The organism is Kitasatospora sp. NPDC098652 (assembly GCF_044760155.1).
Taxonomy (GTDB): Bacteria; Actinomycetota; Actinomycetes; order Streptomycetales; family Streptomycetaceae; genus Kitasatospora.
In genome coordinates, this window is the sequence record NZ_JBIWAQ010000004.1 from 222,174 (window position 1) to 240,265 (window position 18,092).

Below are 18,092 nucleotides of genomic sequence, written 5' to 3' on the forward strand. Positions count from 1 at the left end.
AGCAGCGCGAGAGCGCCGAGGCCTACGCCGACCGCGTCCGCACCGAAGCCGAACAGCACGCCGCCGAACTGCGCACCGAGGTCGAGCAGTACGCCGTCGACCACCGCGCCGAGGCGGAGCAGTACGCCGCCGAGCAGCGCGCCGAGGCCGAACGGGCCGCGGCCGAACTGCGCGCCCTCGCCCAGCAGGAGACCACCCAGCAGCGCGAGAGCGCCGAGGCCTACGCCGACCGCGTCCGCACCGAAGCCGAACAGCACGCCGCCGAACTGCGCACCGAGGTCGAGCAGTACGCCGCCGACCACCGCGCCGAGGCCGACGAGCTGCTGGCCCAGGCCGACGCCGCCGCCGAGCAGCGCCGGGCCGAGGCCGCCCAGGACGCCAAGGCCACCCGCGAGAAGGCCGCCGCCGAGCTGGCGCTGGCCGAGGAGCAGGCCGAGACGGTCCGGGCCGAGGCCGGCCGGGAGCTGTCCGAGGCCCGCGCCACCGCCGACGCCATCCGCGCCGAGGCCGCCGCCGAGCTGGAGCAGGCGCGTGCCGACGGCCAGGACGTGGTGGCCGCCGCCCGGGCCGAGGGGGCCGAGCTGGTCTCCGCCGCCGAGGACGAGGCCGCCGAGGTCCGCCAGTCGGTGGCCGGCCTGCACGAGGCCGCCGCCGAGCAGATCGCCGCGCTGCGGGCCACCGCCGAGCAGGAGGCCGCGGACACCCGCGAGCGGGCCGAGCAGGACGCCACCGAGCTGCGCGAGCTCGCCGAGCGGGAGACCACCGAGCAGCGCGAGGCCGCCGACCGGTACGCCGCCGAGGTGCGCGAGCTCGCCGACCGCGAGACGGCCGAACAGCGCGAGCTGGCCGACCGCGAGACGGCCGAGCTGCGCGCCCGGACCGAGGCCGAGACCACCGCCCTGCGCGAGCAGACCGAGCTGGAGCTCACCGCCGAGCGCGAGGCCGTCGAGGCCGAGCTCGGCCGGCAGCGGGCCGAGGCCCAGGCCTACGACGAGCAGCTGCGCGCCGAGGCCGAGGCCGAGCTGCGGGCCGCCCAGGAGGCCGCCGAGCAGCTGCGCGCGGACGCCGAGGCGCAGGCCGCCCGTACGGTCGCCGACGCCGACGCCCAGGCCCGGCGGACGATCGCCGAGGCCGAGGAGCTGGCCGCCGGGCTGCGCGCCGAGGCCGAGGAGTACGCACTGGCCACCCGCACCCTGGCCGACGAGTACGACGCCGCCACCCACGCCCGCGCCGACGCCTACGACGCGCAGACCCGGGAGGCCGCCGAGCAGTTCGACAAGGCCACCCGGGACCGCGCCAAGTCCGTGCTGGAGAAGGCCTTCGCCGACGCCGAGTCGCTCGGCGAGGACGCCCAGACCACCGCGCTGGCCACCACCGCCGCCGCCGAGGAGCAGGCGGACGCGATGGTCGCCGCCGCCCGCAAGGAGGCCGACCGGCTGGTCGCGGCCGGCGAGGCGGCCGGTCAGGCCGAGGTCGAGAAGGGCCGCGCCGACGCCGACACGCTGCTCGCCGAGGCCCGCCGGGACGCCACCGCGATCCGCGAGCGCGCCGAGGAGCTGCGCGAGCGCACCGACGCCGAGGTGGAGGCGCTGCACGAGCGGGCCCGCAAGGAGAACGCGGCGGCCATGAAGTCGGCCGGCGAGCGGGTGGACGCGCTGGTGACGGCCGCCCAGGAACAGCTCACCGAGGCCGAGGAGCAGGCGGTGGCCACCGTCGCCGAGGCCGAGGACCGTGCCGCCGCCCTGGTCGCGGCCGCCGAGGAGCGGGCGTCCGAGCTCACCTCGGAGGCGTCCGCGGAGGCCAGCAAGGTCCGGCTGTCCGCCGTCCGCAAGGCCGAGGGGCTGCTCAAGGAGGCGGAGACCAAGCTCGCCAACTCCACCGAGCGGGCCGAGTCGCTGATCGCGAAGTCCGAGGCCAAGCTGCGCGCGGCCGAGGCGGAGGCCGAGGAGCGCCTCGACGGCGCGGCCGCCGAGGCGGAGAAGCGGCTGCGCGACGCCGACCGCACCGCGGACGAGCAGATCGAGCTGGCGAAGGCGGAGGCCGAGCGACTGATCGCCGAGGCGAAGGCCGAGGCCGAGCGGGTCACCGAGGAGGGCCGGCGCGAGCTGGACGAACTGGTGCGCCGCCGCAAGGACATCAACACCGAGATCTCCAGGGTCCAGGACGTGCTCTCGGCGCTGGAGGCGTTCGAGGCACCGACACCGGTCGCCCAGGTCAACGGGGGAAGCAACACCAAGAAGGACGGGGGCGCCAAGGCCGGTGCCGGAGTTGGCTCCCCCCGGTCGGGTGGCAATCGTTCCAAGAACGCACCACCCGATTGAGCGGACATTGGCGGTCATTGTCCGTGAGACAACGGCATTTCGCCGTCGACACTCCGGTACCGTGTCAGGATTCCCTCAACCACCTCAGCGGTTTGACGACAGGAAGCCCAGAGTCCCATGAGCGACAGTCACTCCCCTCACGGCTTCGACCTGGTACGCCGTGGGTACGAGCGCGCCCAGGTCGACGAGCGGATCACCAAGCTGGTGGCCGACCGTGACAGTGCCCTGACCCGGATCAGCGCACTGGAGAAGCGCATCGAGGAGCTCCACCTCGAAACCCAGACCGCCCAGGCGGCGGTCGCCGAGCAGGAGCCCTCCTACGCCGGCCTCGGCGCCCGGGTCGAGAAGATCCTGCGGCTCGCCGAGGAGGAGGCCAAGGACCTGCGCGACGAGGCGCACCGCGCCTCCGAGCAGCACCGCGAGCTGGCCGAGGCCGCCGCCCAGCAGGTCCGCACCGAGGCCGAGAACTACGCCAAGGACCGCAAGGCCAAGGCGGAGGACGAGGGGCTGCGGATCGTCGACAAGGCGAAGAGCGACTCCGCCCAGCTGCGCGCCGAGGCCAACAAGGACGCCCAGAACAAGCGCGAGGAGGCGGACGCCCTCTTCGAGGAGACCCGCACCAAGGCCGCCCAGGCCGCCCTGGAGTTCGAGACGAACCTGGCCAAGCGCCGCGAGCAGTCCGAGCGCGACCTGGCCGCCCGTCAGGCCAAGGCCGAGAAGCGCCTGGCCGAGATCGAGCACCGGGCCGAGCAGCTGCGCCTGGAGGCCGAGAAGCTGCGCACCGACGCCGAGCGCCGGGCCCGCCAGACCGTCGAGACGGCCCAGCGCCAGTCCGAGGACATCGTGGCGGACGCCAACGCCAAGGCGGACCGCATCCGCAGCGAGTCCGAGCGCGAGCTGGCGGCGCTGACCAACCGTCGCGACAGCATCAACGCCCAGCTGACCAACGTCCGCGAGATGCTGGCGACGCTGACCGGCGCGGCCGTGGCCGCCGCCTCGCTGCCGAACGACGACACCATGGGCGTGCCCGCCCAGCAGTCGCGCTGACGCAGCCGCTGACGCGGTCGTCCGACAGGCCCTCACCCGCCCGGGTGAGGGCCTGTCGTGCGTCCGCCCGTCATCACCTCGGGGGCAATTACCGGGGGTACGCCCCGTCGGGCCGCTGGTGCCCGCTGCTGAGCTGGTTCCCCTCGTCGTCCGACACGGTGCCGTACCAGGAGGTGCACCAGACCGACACCGAGTCGGGCCAGTACTGCACCTCGAAGGGGTGCCCGGAGCCGTAGTCGCCGTACGAGGTGACGATGAAGGTCTCGCCGGGGCGCATCCAGTAGTCCTCGCCCAGCGGCTCCAGGGTCAGCTCCACCAGCCCCTCGCCGCGGTTGGTCACCGGCATCCGGCCGGTGACCTCCAGCGCGGAGAAGTCCCAGCCCGCCGCGTCCGGGCTCATCCGGCGGCCACCCGGGCGAGCAGCCGGCGGACGGCGGCGTCGAACGCGCCCGGGGACTCCAGGGCGCTCAGGTGGCCCACGCCGGGGACGACGGTCAGCTCGGCGTCCGGGCGGGCCCGGTGCATCAGTTCGGCCTCCTCGGGCGCCACCAGGGCGTCCTGGGCGCCCGCGAGGAACGCCACCGGCACCCGGAGCCCGGCCAGCACCTCCAGGGAGTCCGGACGGGCCGCCATGGCCCGCTGGGCCCACGCGACGGAGGCGGGCGGCGCGGCGGCCACCATCGCCTGCACCCGCTCCACCAGGTGCTGGGAGTCGGGCCCGAGCTGCCCGGCCGCGACCTGCTCGTCCAGCAGCAGCTGGACGCTGCCCCGGGCGGTCACGGCGGCGGCGATCCGCTCCCGGTTGGCCCGCACGGCGTCCCGGTCCGCGGTGGCGCGGGTGTTGGCCAGCAGCAGGCCGGACAGCCGGTCCGGGTGGCGGCGGGCGAAGGCGAGCGCCACGTAGCCGCCCATGGAGAGTCCGCCGACCACCGCGCGGTCGATCCCGGCCGCGTCCAGCAGCAGCGCCAGGTCGTCGGCGACGAGGTCCAGCGAGGGTTCGTCGGTGCCCAGCTCGGTCCCGCCGAAGCCCCGCTGGTCGGGGGCGAGCACCCGGACCTCGTCCCCGGTCAGTCCGGGCAGCGCGTCCAGCTGGGCGGACCACATCGAGGCGTTCAACGGGAAGGCGTGCAGCAGCACGAGGGGTGTTCCGGTACCGCTCTCGCGGACGGACACTGCGGAGGGGAGCTGGCTCATGCAGCCACCGTATTGCGGCGCGCCCGACGGGCCCACTCAGCGGGCCGCGATATCCGCTTTGTCCTAGCCTGCCAGAGAGCAAGGGAGCGCCAATGATCGAGTTGCACGACCTGACGAAACGTTACGGCAAGACGCTCGCGGTGGACCGGCTCAGCTTCTCGGTCCCCCAGGGAGTGGTCACCGGCTTCCTCGGGCCCAACGGCGCGGGCAAGTCCACCACCATGCGCATGATCCTCGACCTGGACCGCCCCACCAGCGGCCGGGTCACCATCGACGGCAAGCGCTACGGGCAGCTCAGCGAGCCGCTCAAGTACATCGGCGCCCTGCTGGAGGCCAAGGCCGTCCACCCCGGCCGCACCGCCCGCGACCACCTGCTCTGGCTCGCCCAGAGCAACCGGATCCCGGTCGGACGGGTGGACGAGGTGCTCGCCCTGGTCGGCCTCACCCCGGTCGCCCGCAAGCGCGCCCGCGGCTTCTCGCTCGGCATGGGCCAGCGCCTGGGCATCGCCTCCGCCCTGCTCGGCGACCCGGAGATCGTCATGTTCGACGAGCCGGTCAACGGCCTCGACCCGGAGGGCATCCTCTGGATCCGCAACCTGATGAAGCGCCTGGCCGGCGAGGGTCGGACCGTCTTCGTCTCCTCCCACCTGATGAGCGAGATGGCCGTCACCGCCGACCACCTGGTGGTCATCGGCAAGGGCCGGCTGCTCGCCGACCTGGCGATGCCGGAGTTCATCCGGCGCAACTCCCGCTCCGCCGTCCGGCTGCGCACCCCGCAGCCCGAGCGCCTGCTCGACGTGCTGGCCAGCGCCGGCCTGCGGTACGAACCGGGCCCCGACGGCTCGTACGAGGTGGTCGACGGCGACATCGCCCGGCTCGGCGAACTGGTCGCCGCGCACGGCGTGGTGCTGCACGAACTCAGCCCCCAGCAGGCCTCGTTGGAGGAGGCGTTCATGCAGATGACGGCGGACTCGGTGGAGTACCACGCGGGCGACGGCCCCGGCCGGGACGCCGCCGGCGCACCCGGCGAGTGGGGCGCGGGCTGGAAGGCGGACGGCGCCCGGCCGGCCGCGGCGGCGCGGCAGGAGGAGAACTGAGATGACGTCCTTCCCGGCGATCCTGCGCTCCGAGTGGACGAAGATCCGCAGCGTCCGCTCCACCGTCTGGACCCTCGCACTGGCCTTCGTGGTCACCGTCGGCATCGGCGCGCTGCTGTCCCTGCTCACCAACAACAACTTCACCGAGTTCAGACGCCACGAGGTGACCCCGTTCGACGCCACCGGCACGGCCTTCTCCGGCATCATGCTCGGCGAGCTGGCCATCATCGTCTTCGGGGTGCTGGCGATCGGCAACGAGTACAGCAGCGGCATGATCCGGGTCACCCTGGCCGCCGTCCCCCAGCGCGGCACCCTGCTGGCCGGGAAGGCGCTGGTGCTCGGCGGGCTGGCCCTGGCGGTCTCGCTGGTGACCGCCTTCGTCACCTTCTTCGTCGGCCAGGCGCTGCTCGGCTCGCACTCCACCACCCTGGGCGAGCCGAACGTGCTGCGCGCGGTGCTCGGCGCCGCGCTCTACCTGACGATGCTCTGCCTGTTCTCGGCCGGCGTCACCGCCATGCTGCACAACCAGACCCTCGCCCTGGGCGTGCTGGTGCCGTTCTTCTTCCTGCTCTCGCCGATCCTCTCGGCGGTGCCGAAGGTCAAGACCCTGGCCCACTACTTCCCCGACTACGCCGGCTCGCGGATGCTGCTGGTCTACGAGCAGAACGGCCAGCCGTACGGGCCGTGGGCGGGCTTCACGATCTGCCTCGCCTGGACCGCGGCCGCGCTGGTCGGCGGCGCGCTGGTGCTCAAGAACCGGGACGCGTGACGGCGCGGCGGACTCAGTAGCGCGGAGCGCCGCGGCCCCGCAGCAGGTTGGAGGCCCGGCGCTCCCGCGCGCCCCAGCACGCCCGGTGCCAGTGCCGCCGGTCGTCCACCCCGCCGCCGTGCATCGGCCAGGCCACCACGTGGCCCACCCCGGGCGGGATCTCCTGGTCGCAGCCCGGGCAGCGGTAGAACCGCCCCGAGGTCCCGGCGACCGTCTGCACCACCCAGTCGTCGCCCTGGTAGTTCTCGGTGCGGCGCAGCGAACCGCCGAGCGGGGCGGCGGCCGGCTCGGCGTTCTCGCGGTCGGCGGCGCTCTTGATCCGGTTGCGGCGGGGCACGGCGGTCTGCCTCTCTTCCGGGGGCTCGAAGTCGCTCCAGCCTAAGGGTGTCAAACCCTTTTATCGGCCTCTATCACGGCTTCGGCCGACCCGTCCGGGGTTTTTGCCGAGATCCACCCGATCATCGGGGAAATCGGGGGTTCCGCGTGCCATTGGCACATGACATCGGATACCCACGAGTGGACAGGCGGGGCCCGCAGACCCTGCGTGCACCCGAGGAGGCCCCCAGGATGACCAAGACCAGCCCGCGCGCCGAGACCCGCCGACCCGTCGGCGTGCGCCCGCCCGCCCCGGGCCCGGCGCTCACCTCCGTACCGCCGCTGGCCGTCACCGGCGAACCGCTGACCGCCGCCCAGCGCACCGCCGCACTGCCGCCGGACACCGCCCCGGTACGGGTCGGCGCGTTCCTGCTGTCCGCGCAGTTCCCCGGGCAGAGCCACGGCGAGGTGCTGGAGCGCACCGTCCGGGCCACCGTCGAGGCGGAACGCGCGGGCCTGGACAGCGTCTGGCTGGCCGAGCACCACTTCGTCCCGTACGGAGTCTGCCCCGATGCCGCGACGCTCGCCGCGCTGCTGCTCGGCCGCACCCGCCGGATCGGCATCGGCACCGCCGTCAGCGTGCTCTCCACCAGCCACCCGGTGGCACTCGGCGAGCAGGCCGCGCTGCTGCACCTCACCTCCGGCGGGCGCTTCACGCTCGGGGTGGGCCGCGGCGGGCCGTGGATCGACCTGGACGTGTTCGGCAGCGGGGTGGACGCCTTCGAGACCGGCTTCCCGGAGCGGCTGGACCTGCTGCTGCGCTGGCTGCGCGGCTCCCGGGTCGGCGCGGACGGACCGCAGTTCTCCTTCCCCGAGGTCGCGGTGGTGCCGCGGGCCACCGAGTCGGTGCGCCGACCGGGCCTGGGCAGCTGGCTCGGCCTGGACGAGCCCTCCGGCCCGGTGCGCTTCCCCCGCCAGCGCCAGGACGCCGACGGCCTCGCCGAGGAACGAGACCGCACCGGACGGCCGCTGGCCGGCCCGCCGGTGGTGGTCGCCTGCACCTCCCCGGGCGGGGTGCGGCTGGCCGCCGAGCGCGGCCTGCCGATGCTGCTCGGCATGCACTCCGGCGACGACGACAAGATGCGGATGCTGGAGCTCTACCGCGCCGCCTGGCTGGCCGCCGGGCGGGGCGAGGAGCAGCTGCGCCGGGTGACCCGCCAGCACGTCGCGGCGGGCGTGGCCCAGGTGGACGACCGCACCTCGGCGGCCCGGGCCACCCTGCTGAACGCGATGCCCGGCTGGTTCGAGTACGGGCTCGGCGCCCACCGCACCGTGGACGGCCGCGAACGCAAGATGCGCGACCCGCACCAGTACACCGAACTGCTCTGCGACCTGCACGCGGTGGGCACGCCCAAGCAGTGCGCCGACCGGCTGCTGGCCACCGCCGAGCGCACCGGGATCCGCCGCTTCGCCCTGCTCGCGGAGGGCAGCGGCGACCGCGAGGCAACCCTGCACAACATCGCCCGGCTCGGCTCCGAGGTACTGCCGCAGCTGGGCTGACCCTCCGGGCCCGGACCGCCGCCCCTCCCCCCGCACCGGGGGACGGGACGGCCGGCTCCGGCCGGATCAGCAGTCCCGCAGCTCCTCGGACTGGTTGAGCAGCTGCTCCCGGACGGAGGTGAAGCGGTCGTACCGCGCCTCGTTGGCCTCCGACGGCACGAACACCGCCACCCGGTGACAGTTCTGGAAGGCCAGCCGGACGCCGAAGTGGCGCTGCAGGGCGCCCCGGATGGCATCGCTGGCCAGGGCGCGCAGCAGCTGGCCGCGGGCCTGCTCGCTGGGCGGCGGCACCTGGTTGTCGGCGAAGTCGGTACCGTCGACCTTGGCCTGCGCGACCAGCGAGCTGATCAGGTCCCAGGCGTACGGCAGCGAGACGCGGACGCAGTCGACGAATTCCCGCTCGTCGACCTCGCCCCGCTCGGCCTTTTCCAGCAGGGCCGGTGAGACGTCGAGCGACATGGATTCTCCTCTCGCGGTCCACCCGCGCGGCGCCCGGGTGGTCGTGCGTAGTCCAAGCTCACAGGGAGGGTGGGCGAAATCGCAGGCGGTGTCCGGAACACCGTCGAACGGGGGTTTCCGGCACCTGTTGCGAAGGCGGCGGCGCCACGGGACGTGACGTCCTGAACACCGACCGCGTCAGAACAGCGTGGCAGTCAACGGCGGAGCAGGCCGGTCGTTCCTACGGATTGCTCCGGAAATACGCCGTGGTGCACCAGATTGGCCTGATCCCGTCGGATCGTTCATCTGAAGTCTCCATCCCCGTTGACAGCGACCCCGCATCCGTAGCGTCACACACCGTAGCGACCCCAGGGGGCGTACGCCAGAGCGCGGCGAGCGGCGTCGGGTCCGCCGAACCTCCATGTTCGCGGGGTTCGCGCTTTCTTCACCCGGTCGTCTCGGAATCGCATCAACTGGCCCCGGTGGGCTAGCGTGGTCGACCGTGCGTCTCGTAATTGCCCGCTGCTCAGTCGACTATGCCGGTCGGCTCTCCGCCCATCTGCCCTCCGCCACCAGGCTGATCCTGGTCAAGGCCGACGGCAGCGTCAGCATCCACGCCGACGACCGCGCCTACAAGCCGCTCAACTGGATGTCCCCGCCGTGCGTCCTCAAGGAGGCCGACGGGGTCTGGACGGTGGAGAACAAGGCCGGCGAGAAGCTCATCATCACGCTGGAGGAGGTGCTGCACGACTCCTCCCACGAACTCGGGGTGGACCCGGGCCTGATCAAGGACGGCGTCGAGGCGCACCTCCAGGAGCTGCTCGCGGACCGGATGGAGGTGCTCGGCACCGGCTGGTCGCTGATCCGCCGCGAGTACCCGACCGCGATCGGCCCGGTCGACATCCTCTGCCGCGACTCCGACGGCGCCACGGTGGCCGTGGAGATCAAGCGCCGTGGCGAGATCGACGGCGTCGAGCAGCTCACCCGCTACCTCGAACTCCTCAACCGGGACCCGCTGTTGGCCCCGGTCAAGGGCGTCTTCGCCGCGCAGGAGATCAAGCCCCAGGCCCGCGTCCTGGCCACCGACCGGGGCATCGGCTGCGTGGTGCTGGACTACGACGAGCTGCGCGGCATCGACGACGACAAGCTCAAGCTGTTCTGACCGGTCAGCCCGACGTGCTCGACGTCGGGCTGGGCTGACCGGTCGGACTGGGGGACGCGGTCGACGTCGGGCTCGGCTTGGCCGTCGTCGCGGACGGGCTCGGCGACGGCGAGTTGCCGGTCCCGCCACCGGTGCCGCCACCGGTCTGACCGCCGCCTCCCCCGCCGTTGCCGCCCCCGCCCGACCCGCCGGGCTTCGGCCCCGGCGGCTGCTCCGACGGCTGCGGCTGCTCCGGGGCGGGCTGCTGCGACTGCTGCGGGGCCGCCGAGCCGGTGGCCCCCGGCGAGGAGCTCGACCGCTTCGACGGTGTGGCGCTCGGCGAGTGCGAGGCGCTCCCGCTGGCCGAGGGCTCCGCACCGGCCCCCGTCGCCGGGCCGCCCGGCTCGGTGCCGCCCGCCCCGGCCGTGCCCGGGGAGGCGTCGGCGGAGGGCACCGGCATCGGCGCGTTGCCGGTGTCGCCGACCTGGTCCAGCTGACCGTGCGGGTCCTTCGCCTTGTGCTCCTCGGGCCCGGTGAGGCTCATCGCCACCGCCGTACCGAGCACCCCGAAGGTGAGCAGGGCCGCGGAGGCCACCACCACCTTGCGCCGCCGCCCGGCCCTGGCCTTGAGGCCGGCCGGCACCCGGGCGGCGATCTTCCGGATCACCGGCCCGCGGCCCGACGCCGCCGCGGCGGTCGCGGCGGCCGGCAGCTGACGGCCGTCGGCACGCAGCAGGTCGAGCATCCGGCCCGCGGCGGCGACCCCGCGCGGCTCCCCCGCGGTGGCCCGCAGGGTTAGGGCGGTCTCCAGTTCGGCGATCGCCCGGGAGGGCTGCTGGAGGCAGATCGCGAGCACGCCCGCCTCGTGGTGGAACCAGGCCTGGTCGACCGTCGATCCGGTCCGCCGGGCCGCCTCCAGGCCGAGCTGGAGGACCCGCTCCCAGGCGCCCCAGCGCAGCGCCAGCGCCAGGGCGGGGGCGGCCGCCCTGGCCAGTCGGACGACCGCCTCGTGCCGCCCGGCCGTACGGTCCGCGAGCAGCACGCCGATCAGGACCTCGGCCTCGGCGGCGATCTGCGCCAGCGACACCGAGCTGTGCCCGACCCACCAGGCGAAGTGCTGGGCGGCGCCGTCCACGCAGCCGCGGGCCGGCCAGTGCGGGGCGAGCAGTTCGAGCGCCCCGGCGGTCAGCCGGTGGTGCCCGCCGATGGACACCGCGAGCCCGGCGTCGGCGAGTTCGGCCAGCGCGCTCTCGCCCTGGCCGACGTCGATCAGCGCGGGCAGGTGCGGCGCGGTGGGGCATTCGCCGCCGAGCGCGACGGCCAGCCGCAGCACGGCCTGCGCGGACTCGCCGAGCCCCTCGGCGAGCCGGACGGCGGGCGAGGCGGTCTCGGCGACCGAGGGCAGCGGCACGGTGCGCCGCAGCGCGTTCTCCCGGATCGCCGGGTCGGGGTCGTGGGCGGGCTCGTCGACCGCGCCGAAGACGTCCAGCCGGTCCTCCTCGGCGGCGACCAGCGCGTCCACCGCGACGTCCCGCTGCCGCAGCAGCGCGGCGGCCTGGACGAAGCGCAGCGGCAGCCCCTCGGACTCGAACCAGAGGTCGACCGCCCAGGCCTTCTCGGCGGCGTCCAGCGGCCGTCCGGCGAGCCGGGCGGTGAGGGCCAGGCAGGCGGGCCGGGAGAGGCCGGGGACGAGGTGGTCGCGCAGCCGGGAGTCGGCGGGCAGCGGCGGGCAGCCGGGGGCGACCGAGATCAGGAAGGCGCAGCCGGGGGCGGCGGCGAGCAGCTGCTCCAGCTCGTCGCCGGCGGGCTCGGCCTCGTCGATCACGACGACCGCGGCGACCCCGGCGAGGTGGGCGGCCAGCCGGGCCGGGTCGGGGCGGTAGCCGGGGGCGTGGTGGGTGGCCGCGAAGAGGTCCTGGAGCAGGTCGGCGGCGGTGCGGCGGTGGCCGCAGAGCTGGACGACGCCGCCGGGGGCGAGGTCGGCGGCGGCCTCGGCGACGGCCGACAGCAGGGTGCTGCGGCCCGAGCCGGCCTGGCCGACCAGGCGTATCGAGCGGCCCTCGGCGAGCAGGCCGAGGAGTTCGGCGATGTCGGCCTCGCGGTCGAGCAGCGGCAGGTCGGTGGGGCCGGCGCCGAGGGCGAGCGGGCCGACCGCCCGGCCGACGCCGCCGACCGGGCCGCGGGCGGGCTCGCTGCGTTCGATCCGGCGCGGGCGGGGCCGCCACTCCTCCGGACAGGGCCGGGCCTCGGAGCCGTCCGGGGCGCCGACGCCGACCAGCAGGGCGCCGGAGACCAGTTCGCCGCCGCGGGTGCGGGCGGCCTCCTGCCGGAACTCCCCGGATGGCTGTGCCACGTTCTGCTCCGCATCGTGTTCGGCCGCCGGCGCCCCGCGCCGGCCGGCACACGTCTCGGTCGCGGCCGCGGGCGGGCTGTGGGCAGCCGGCCCCGGGCGGCCGTCGTCTGACGGGCAGACTCTTGCACATCCGGGCCCGGCCGTGCAGTGCGGTCCGGTGCGGGGAAGGTGAAGGCCGGCGGGGCCGGTCGGGCCCGGCCCGGTCGCGGCGGGCGGCCCGAGGGCGCGTGAACAGGCGTACGGAACGTTCCGCGAGCCGCTCCGTACGCCCCCGGAACGGGCGTCAGGAGGCCTGGACCTCGGGGATCCCGCCGTCGACGGTGAGGATGCGGTGCAACTTGGTGGCCACCAGCAGCCGCTGGAGCTGAGCGGGGACGGCCCGCAGCACGAGCCGGCGGCCGATCCGGCCGGCCCGCCGGTGGGTGCCCATGATCACGCCGAGGCCGGTGGCGTCCCAGAACTCCAGCCGGCCGAGGTCGAGCACGAGGTCGCCGAGGCCGCCGTCCACGGCCTGGTGCAGCCTTGCCCGCGCGTCGGCGGCGGTGCGCACGTCGAGGCGGCCTTCGATGGCCAGCGCCGTGTGGTCGCCGGTGATGCGCATGCTCTCCTCCTTCGCCTGGGTGGCCTGGTGCGGGGCGGGTCCGGCCCCGGCCGGCACGGACCGGGAGGCGGGACGGCCGCTGGATCGGAGTGGGACGGCCCGGGCGGAACGCCTGCGTCGGCTCGGCTCGCGCCCGGCCCCGGTCGGAGTGCCGGGTTCCCTCATCTGACGGTGGAGCAGCGCCGCAGGTTGCTGTTTTCCGCCCTGATCTGAAGCAACTTCACTCGTCCGAGGGAATATACGCAGGAACTCTCCACACCTACGCTCGATTACCGCCCAAATCACCCGTCTGCGGCACCCGGCGTGAGGAAACTCACCCGCCCCGGTACGGCGGGCCGTACGATGCCCCGATCGCACGGCCCACCAGGGCGTTCAGCCCCGCGGGCTCACTTGCCCTCGTACGGGTAGAAGCCCCGGCCGCTCTTGCGGCCGAGGTCACCGGCGGTGACCATGCGGGCCATGATCTCCGGGGCGGCGAACTTCTCGTCCTTGGTCTCGGTGTAGATGTTGTGGGCGGCGTGCAGCAGGATGTCGACGCCGGTCAGGTCGGCGGTCTGCAGCGGGCCCATCGCGTGGCCGAAGCCGAGGCGGCAGGCGGTGTCGATGTCCTCGGCGGTGGCCACGCCCGACTCGTACAGCTTGGCGGCCTCGACGACCAGCGCGGTGATCAGGCGGGTGGTGATGAAGCCCGCCACGTCCCGGTTGACCACCACGACGTCCTTGCCGACGCCCTCGGCGTAGGCGCGGGCGGCGGCCAGCGTCGCGTCGCTGGTCTTGTAGCCGCGGACCAGCTCGACCAGCTTCATCATCGGGACCGGCGAGAAGAAGTGGACGCCGACGACCGACTCCGGCCGCTGGGTGACGGCCGCGATCCGGGTGATCGGGATGGCGGAGGTGTTGGAGGCGAGGACGGCGCCGTCCTTGGCGAGCTTGTCCAGCTCGCGGAACACGCCCTCCTTGACGTCCAGGTTCTCGAACACGGCCTCGACCACGATGTCGGCCTCGGCGACGGCGCCCAGGTCGGTGGTGGTGGTGATCCGGCCCAGCGCGGCCTCGGCGTCCTCGGCGCTCAACTTGCCCTTGGAGACGAACTTCTCGTACGAGGCGCGGATGCCGGCCAGGCCCCGCTGCAGCGCCTCCTCGGTCACGTCCCGCAGCACCACCGGGTGACCGGCCTGCGCGGACACCTGGGCGATACCGGCACCCATCAGGCCGGCACCGATCACGGCGATCTGCTTGCTGGACGCATTGCTCATGGCTGGGTCTCCCGATGCCGTCGCCGCCCTGCGGGCGGGCCCTGAAGGCGGCTCAGGGCAGGGATCACCCACCGGCAGCCGCTTTGCTCTGGCGGGGACTCTAGTGCCCAGACCGTCCGTGCCATAGCAATCGGGAGTGTGATCTGCAACCGACCTGGTCACCCGACCAGGATGGTCGTCAGATGGTCAGACCGAGGTCCTGGGCGAGGATCGCCGCCTGCACCCGGCTGCGCAGCCCGAGCTTCGCCAGGATCCGGCTGACGTGGGTCTTGGTGGTCGCCTCCGCCATCTCCAGCCGGCGCGCGATCTCCCCGTTGGACATCCCCGCCCCGACGCAGGCCAGCACCTCCCGCTCCCGCCCGGTCAGGCCCGCCACCGCCGTCCGGGCCTCCGGTCCGACCGGGCGCCCGGGCCGGGCGAAGGCGCCGATCAGCCGCCTGGTCACCGAGGGCGCCAGCATGCCGTCCCCGCGCGCCACCGTGCGGATGCCCTCGACCAGGGTGTCCGCCTCCAGGTCCTTGAGCAGGAAGCCGGCCGCGCCGGCCCGCAGCGCGCCGTAGACGTACTCGTCCAGGTCGAAGGTGGTCAGCACCAGCACCTGGGCCGCCCCGGCCTCCACCACCTGACGGGTCGCCGAGACGCCGTCCAGCCGGGGCATCTGGACGTCCATCAGCACCACGTCGGGCCGCAGTTCCAGGGCCAGCCGGACGCCCTCCTGCCCGTCGGCGGCCTGCCCGACCACCTCGAACCCGGGCTCCGCCCGCAGGATCATCACCAGCGCCGCCCGCACCGCCGCCTGGTCCTCGGCCACCAGTACCCGGATCGTCATGCCCGTCCCTCGCTCTCCCGGCGGCGCGGCAACTCCGCGCGCACCCTCCAGTACCCGTCCCGCGGCCCGGCCTCGAAGCTGCCGCCCAGCAGCGCGGCCCGCTCCGACATCCCCACCAGCCCGGCCCGGGCGCCGGGCAGTTCACGGCCCGGTTCGCCGCGGAACGGGCTGTCGACCGCGATCCGCAGCGCGTCCGGGCCGAACTCCAGCCGCAGCGCGACCAGTCCGGGCCCGGCGTGCTTGAGCGCGTTGGTCAGCGACTCCTGCACGATCCGGTAGGCGGCCAGCCCGACCGGCACCGGGAGGTCACCGCGCTCGCCGTCCTCGGTCAGCTCGAAGTCCAGTCCGACGCCCTGCCCGGCGGCCCGGGCCTTCTCCAGCAGGGCGTCCACCGCGGCGAGGTCGGGGGCCGCGTACGACTCGTCGGCCTCTCCCCCGCCGCTGTCCCGAAGCAGTCCGATCATGCGACGCATTTCGGCCAATCCCTGGACGCTGTTCTCCCGGATCACCGCCAGCACCTCGACCAGCGGATCGCCCTCGGGCAGGCTCCGCCGCCGGGCTGCCGACTGCGCGCCGGTGGCGTGGATCGCGATCGCCGACAGGTGGTTGGCCACCACGTCGTGCAACTCCCGTGCCATCCGGGACCGTTCGGCGACGACCGCCTCGCGCCGGTCCATCTCCGAGAGCAGCGCGGTCTGTTCGGCCCGTAGCCGCTCGTTCTCCGCCTGCTCCCGGTGCTTGCGCACCAGGTCCCCGGTCCACACCGGCGCCAGGAACACCAGCGAGCTGACCACCACGATCAGCAGCCCGGCCGAGGTCCCGGCCACGTACCAGGCCAGGCTGGACAGCACCAGCACGGTCGCGCCGCCGCTCAGGTGCAGCACCCGCGACATCCGGCTGGTGCCGTAGAGCACCGCCGCGTACAGCAGGTCGGTGTACATGATCGTCGTCGCCAGCAGGCTGCCGGCGAAGATGCTCCCCGCGAAGGCCAGCCCGCCCAGCGACACCGCCAGCACCGGCCGGGTGCGCCGGACCAGCTCCAGCCCCGCCGTCACCAGCAGCGGCGCCACCACGGCCCACAGCGGCACCCGGTCCGCTCGGTCGTACACCTTGAAGACGATCAGCACCGCACCGCCGAGCACCCCGCACAGGGCGATCAGCCGGTCCAGTTGCCGCGGGGGGAGGGACGGTACGAGCACGCCCCCATCTCACCATCCCCGGCCGCCCGCCCGGCTCCGATCCGCGGAGGAGCCCACTACATCGAAAGGTGCAGGCCGGGACGGCACCGGGCGACGACGACAACACCGCGCCCGCGCACGAGGCTGGGGGCACCGCCGAAAACGACCGGGAGCAGAAGTGATCGTCACCCTCATCGTCGCGGCCGAGATCTCCTGGTGGATCGTGCTCGGCCTCGCCCTCTCCGCCCGCTACCTGCTGCGGTGGCGCCGCGCCAGCACCGTGCTGCTGATCGGCCTGCCGGTGGTGGACCTCGCCCTGTACGCCCTCACCGTGCTGAACCTGCGCGGCGGCGCGCAGGCGAGCTGGATGCACGCCCTGGCCGCGAGCTACGCCGGCTTCTCGGTCGGCTACGGCCCCTCGCTGGTCGCCTGGGCCGACCGGCACTTCCTGCACCGCTTCGCCGGCGGCCCCAAGCCGCTGCCCTCCCCCAAGTACGGCCCGGAGCGGACGGCGTACGAGTGGCAGATCGCCAAGCGGACGGTCGTCTCCGCCGTGATCACCCTGGCGCTGATCAGCCTGCTCGTCCCGCTGTCGGCCGGCTCCGCCCACTTCGGCACCTTCGCCCAGTGGTACTGGAGGCTGGGCATCGCGGCCGTGGTCAACGTGGTCGTGGCCGGCTGCTTCTCGCGCTGGCCCAAGGAGCCGCCGGCGGGCGTCACCGTGGTGGACGGCCGGGTGGTCGAGCAACCCGCCCCGGAGAAGGTGTCCCAGGACGCCTCCTAGCGGTTCTCCCCCGGCACCCAGAGCACGTCGCCGCGCTCCTTGTTGGCCACCCGGGCCAGGATGAACAGCAGGTCGGACAGCCGGTTCAGGTACTTCGCGGTCAGCGGGTTGACGGAGTCCCCGTACGCGTCGATCGCCGCCCAGGTCGAGCGCTCGGCCCGCCGCACCACCGTGCAGGCCAGGTGCAGGTGGGCCGCGCCGGGCGTGCCGCCGGGGAGGATGAAGCTGCGCAGCTTCTCCACCTGCTCCAGGTAGTGGTCGCAGTCCCCCTCCAGCCGGTCCACGTAGGACTGGAGCACCCGCAGCGGCGGGTACTTCGGGTCCTCGACCACGGGCGTGGAGAGGTCGGCGCCGACGTCGAACAGGTCGTTCTGGACCCTGACGAGCACGGCCGCGACGTCCTCGGGCAGTGCGCCGACCGCGAGGGCCACCCCGATCGCCGCGTTCGCCTCGTTGGCGTCGGCGTACGCCATCAGCCGCGGGTCGGTCTTGGTGGTCCGGCTCATGTCGCCGAGCGCGGTGCTGCCGTCGTCCCCGGTACGGGTGTAGATGCGCGTCAGATTGACCATGCGGCCAGCCTAGCCGGGGAGGTCAGGCGACGTTGACCCTTTGCCCGGGCGGGGCCGCCTCCAGCCAGGCCAGGAAGCCGGTGAGCGCGTCCTCGCTCATCGCCAGCTCCAGCGGCGCCCCGTTGTGCAGGCAGCGCAGCACCACCGAGCCGGAGAGCAGCGCCAGCTCCTCCTGGCCCTCCGGGTAGCGCCGGCCCAGGACCTCGATCTCCCGGCGGGGCAGGACCTTGCGCGGGCGCGGGGCGTACGAGAAGACCCGGAACCACTCGATCGAGTCGCCGCTGTACCGCCCGATACCGAAAACCCACCCCTTGCCGTCGGTCGGGGGGACCGGGGCTGAGGTGGGTTTGCCGTTCTCGTCGAGGTCGGGCTGCGTCGAGGCGTCGGCGGGCATTTTGAGCCGGTAGCTGCAGTCGAACGTGCCGCCGACCCGCTGGATCAGGCGGCGGCGTACGGCGAAGGCCATCAGGCCGATCACTCCCAGCGCCACGACCGCCGCACACACCACAAGCGCGAGGACCATGCTCACCTACCTCCTCGCTACCCGCGTTCCCCGTTTGCGGCCGTCCCGGACGACCGCGCTGACCTACCAACTACGACGACAGTCCCGGGGTCACGCTCAGGCGTCCCCGGGACCGTC

17 protein-coding genes and 1 pseudogene are annotated in these 18,092 nt (G+C 74.1%); 7 read left to right on the top strand and 11 right to left on the bottom strand.

The annotated features are described in order from the left end of the window. Together ACIQWA_RS11750 and ACIQWA_RS11755 are read left to right on the top strand one after the other, a co-directional pair. A pseudogene (locus ACIQWA_RS11750) lies at positions 1-2,321 on the top strand (hypothetical protein); the annotation flags it as partial. A 117-nt stretch (positions 2,322-2,438) separates the two neighbouring features. Next, positions 2,439-3,368: a cellulose-binding protein gene (locus ACIQWA_RS11755; protein ID WP_188306039.1), complete on the top strand. Its 930-nt coding sequence runs from the start codon at positions 2,439-2,441 to the stop codon at positions 3,366-3,368. 88 nt (positions 3,369-3,456) lie between these two features. Here ACIQWA_RS11755 and ACIQWA_RS11760 read toward each other — a convergent pair whose 3' ends face one another. Together ACIQWA_RS11760 and ACIQWA_RS11765 are read right to left on the bottom strand one after the other, a co-directional pair. Continuing rightward, positions 3,457-3,768, bottom strand: coding sequence for a hypothetical protein (locus tag ACIQWA_RS11760; RefSeq protein ID WP_360233680.1), 312 nt, complete (start codon positions 3,766-3,768; stop codon positions 3,457-3,459). Further along, complete coding sequence (locus tag ACIQWA_RS11765; RefSeq protein ID WP_402481143.1) at positions 3,765-4,562, bottom strand: alpha/beta fold hydrolase; 798 nt, start codon at positions 4,560-4,562, stop codon at positions 3,765-3,767. Before ACIQWA_RS11765 ends, ACIQWA_RS11760 begins: the two co-directional genes overlap by 4 nt. A 92-nt stretch (positions 4,563-4,654) precedes the next feature. Here ACIQWA_RS11765 and ACIQWA_RS11770 point away from each other — a divergent pair, with 92 nt between their 5' ends. Next, positions 4,655-5,659 carry an ABC transporter ATP-binding protein gene (locus ACIQWA_RS11770; RefSeq protein ID WP_402481146.1) on the top strand — a complete coding sequence of 335 codons (1,005 nt, stop codon included), beginning with the start codon at positions 4,655-4,657 and terminating at the stop codon, positions 5,657-5,659. A 1-nt stretch (position 5,660) separates the two neighbouring features. Next, positions 5,661-6,428, top strand: coding sequence for an ABC transporter permease subunit (locus tag ACIQWA_RS11775; RefSeq protein ID WP_360233671.1), 768 nt, complete (start codon positions 5,661-5,663; stop codon positions 6,426-6,428). A gap of 13 nt (positions 6,429-6,441) precedes the next feature. On the opposite strand, the gene ACIQWA_RS11780 is transcribed toward ACIQWA_RS11775, so the two are convergent. Then, positions 6,442-6,765 (bottom strand): ATP/GTP-binding protein, encoded by a 324-nt coding sequence (locus ACIQWA_RS11780; RefSeq protein ID WP_402481150.1) that lies wholly within the window; start codon positions 6,763-6,765, stop codon positions 6,442-6,444. A gap of 230 nt (positions 6,766-6,995) precedes the next feature. Between ACIQWA_RS11780 and ACIQWA_RS11785 the strand changes: the two genes are divergently transcribed. After that, positions 6,996-8,303, top strand: coding sequence for an LLM class flavin-dependent oxidoreductase (locus tag ACIQWA_RS11785; protein ID WP_402481153.1), 1,308 nt, complete (start codon positions 6,996-6,998; stop codon positions 8,301-8,303). A gap of 66 nt (positions 8,304-8,369) precedes the next feature. Here ACIQWA_RS11785 and ACIQWA_RS11790 read toward each other — a convergent pair whose 3' ends face one another. Continuing rightward, entirely contained in the window at positions 8,370-8,762 is a 393-nt protein-coding gene (locus ACIQWA_RS11790) for an SCO5389 family protein (protein ID WP_350504362.1), read from the bottom strand. A gap of 481 nt (positions 8,763-9,243) precedes the next feature. Here ACIQWA_RS11790 and nucS point away from each other — a divergent pair, with 481 nt between their 5' ends. Then, on the top strand, positions 9,244-9,903 hold the full coding sequence (gene nucS, locus ACIQWA_RS11795) for an endonuclease NucS (protein ID WP_360233661.1): 660 nt from the start codon (positions 9,244-9,246) through the stop codon (positions 9,901-9,903). A 4-nt stretch (positions 9,904-9,907) separates the two neighbouring features. Here the strand turns inward: nucS and ACIQWA_RS11800 are convergent, their stop codons facing one another. The 5 genes from ACIQWA_RS11800 to ACIQWA_RS11820 form a co-directional block, all read right to left on the bottom strand. Then, complete coding sequence (locus ACIQWA_RS11800) at positions 9,908-12,235, bottom strand: ATP-binding protein (protein WP_402481156.1); 2,328 nt, start codon at positions 12,233-12,235, stop codon at positions 9,908-9,910. 283 nt (positions 12,236-12,518) lie between these two features. Next, positions 12,519-12,836 (bottom strand): STAS domain-containing protein, encoded by a 318-nt coding sequence (locus ACIQWA_RS11805; protein WP_360233655.1) that lies wholly within the window; start codon positions 12,834-12,836, stop codon positions 12,519-12,521. A 386-nt stretch (positions 12,837-13,222) separates the two neighbouring features. Beyond that, positions 13,223-14,092: a 3-hydroxyacyl-CoA dehydrogenase family protein gene (locus tag ACIQWA_RS11810; RefSeq protein WP_402481159.1), complete on the bottom strand. Its 870-nt coding sequence runs from the start codon at positions 14,090-14,092 to the stop codon at positions 13,223-13,225. A 178-nt stretch (positions 14,093-14,270) separates the two neighbouring features. Beyond that, positions 14,271-14,921: a response regulator gene (locus ACIQWA_RS11815; protein WP_402481162.1), complete on the bottom strand. Its 651-nt coding sequence runs from the start codon at positions 14,919-14,921 to the stop codon at positions 14,271-14,273. Then, on the bottom strand, positions 14,918-16,120 hold the full coding sequence (locus ACIQWA_RS11820) for a sensor histidine kinase (protein ID WP_402481165.1): 1,203 nt from the start codon (positions 16,118-16,120) through the stop codon (positions 14,918-14,920). The genes ACIQWA_RS11815 and ACIQWA_RS11820 overlap by 4 nt, the downstream gene beginning before the upstream one ends. 157 nt (positions 16,121-16,277) lie before the next feature. On the opposite strand from ACIQWA_RS11820, the gene ACIQWA_RS11825 reads away from it, so the two are divergent. Then, positions 16,278-16,883: a hypothetical protein gene (locus ACIQWA_RS11825; RefSeq protein ID WP_402481167.1), complete on the top strand. Its 606-nt coding sequence runs from the start codon at positions 16,278-16,280 to the stop codon at positions 16,881-16,883. Here the strand turns inward: ACIQWA_RS11825 and ACIQWA_RS11830 are convergent. Both ACIQWA_RS11830 and ACIQWA_RS11835 read right to left on the bottom strand, forming a co-directional pair. Next, complete coding sequence (locus ACIQWA_RS11830; protein ID WP_360233640.1) at positions 16,880-17,452, bottom strand: cob(I)yrinic acid a,c-diamide adenosyltransferase; 573 nt, start codon at positions 17,450-17,452, stop codon at positions 16,880-16,882. The two genes, ACIQWA_RS11825 and ACIQWA_RS11830, sit on opposite strands and share 4 nt — an antisense overlap. Positions 17,453-17,474: 22 nt before the next feature. Beyond that, positions 17,475-17,975, bottom strand: coding sequence for a DUF2550 domain-containing protein (locus ACIQWA_RS11835; protein WP_030057523.1), 501 nt, complete (start codon positions 17,973-17,975; stop codon positions 17,475-17,477). Positions 17,976-18,092: the final 117 nt, after the last annotated feature.

Bases quoted from the DNA above. Each gene is read 5' to 3' on its own strand.
- ACIQWA_RS11770 (WP_402481146.1), top strand. From the start codon at position 4,655: ATGATCGAGTTGCACGACCTGACGAAACGTTACGGCAAGACGCTCGCG.
- ACIQWA_RS11835 (WP_030057523.1), bottom strand. From the start codon at position 17,975: ATGGTCCTCGCGCTTGTGGTGTGTGCGGCGGTCGTGGCGCTGGGAGTG.
- ACIQWA_RS11755 (WP_188306039.1), top strand. From the start codon at position 2,439: ATGAGCGACAGTCACTCCCCTCACGGCTTCGACCTGGTACGCCGTGGG.
- ACIQWA_RS11790 (WP_350504362.1), bottom strand. From the start codon at position 8,762: ATGTCGCTCGACGTCTCACCGGCCCTGCTGGAAAAGGCCGAGCGGGGC.
- ACIQWA_RS11775 (WP_360233671.1), top strand. From the start codon at position 5,661: ATGACGTCCTTCCCGGCGATCCTGCGCTCCGAGTGGACGAAGATCCGC.
- ACIQWA_RS11785 (WP_402481153.1), top strand. From the start codon at position 6,996: ATGACCAAGACCAGCCCGCGCGCCGAGACCCGCCGACCCGTCGGCGTG.
- ACIQWA_RS11805 (WP_360233655.1), bottom strand. From the start codon at position 12,836: ATGCGCATCACCGGCGACCACACGGCGCTGGCCATCGAAGGCCGCCTC.
- ACIQWA_RS11765 (WP_402481143.1), bottom strand. From the start codon at position 4,562: ATGAGCCAGCTCCCCTCCGCAGTGTCCGTCCGCGAGAGCGGTACCGGA.
- ACIQWA_RS11830 (WP_360233640.1), bottom strand. From the start codon at position 17,452: ATGGTCAATCTGACGCGCATCTACACCCGTACCGGGGACGACGGCAGC.
- ACIQWA_RS11810 (WP_402481159.1), bottom strand. From the start codon at position 14,092: ATGAGCAATGCGTCCAGCAAGCAGATCGCCGTGATCGGTGCCGGCCTG.
- ACIQWA_RS11815 (WP_402481162.1), bottom strand. From the start codon at position 14,921: ATGACGATCCGGGTACTGGTGGCCGAGGACCAGGCGGCGGTGCGGGCG.
- ACIQWA_RS11760 (WP_360233680.1), bottom strand. From the start codon at position 3,768: ATGAGCCCGGACGCGGCGGGCTGGGACTTCTCCGCGCTGGAGGTCACC.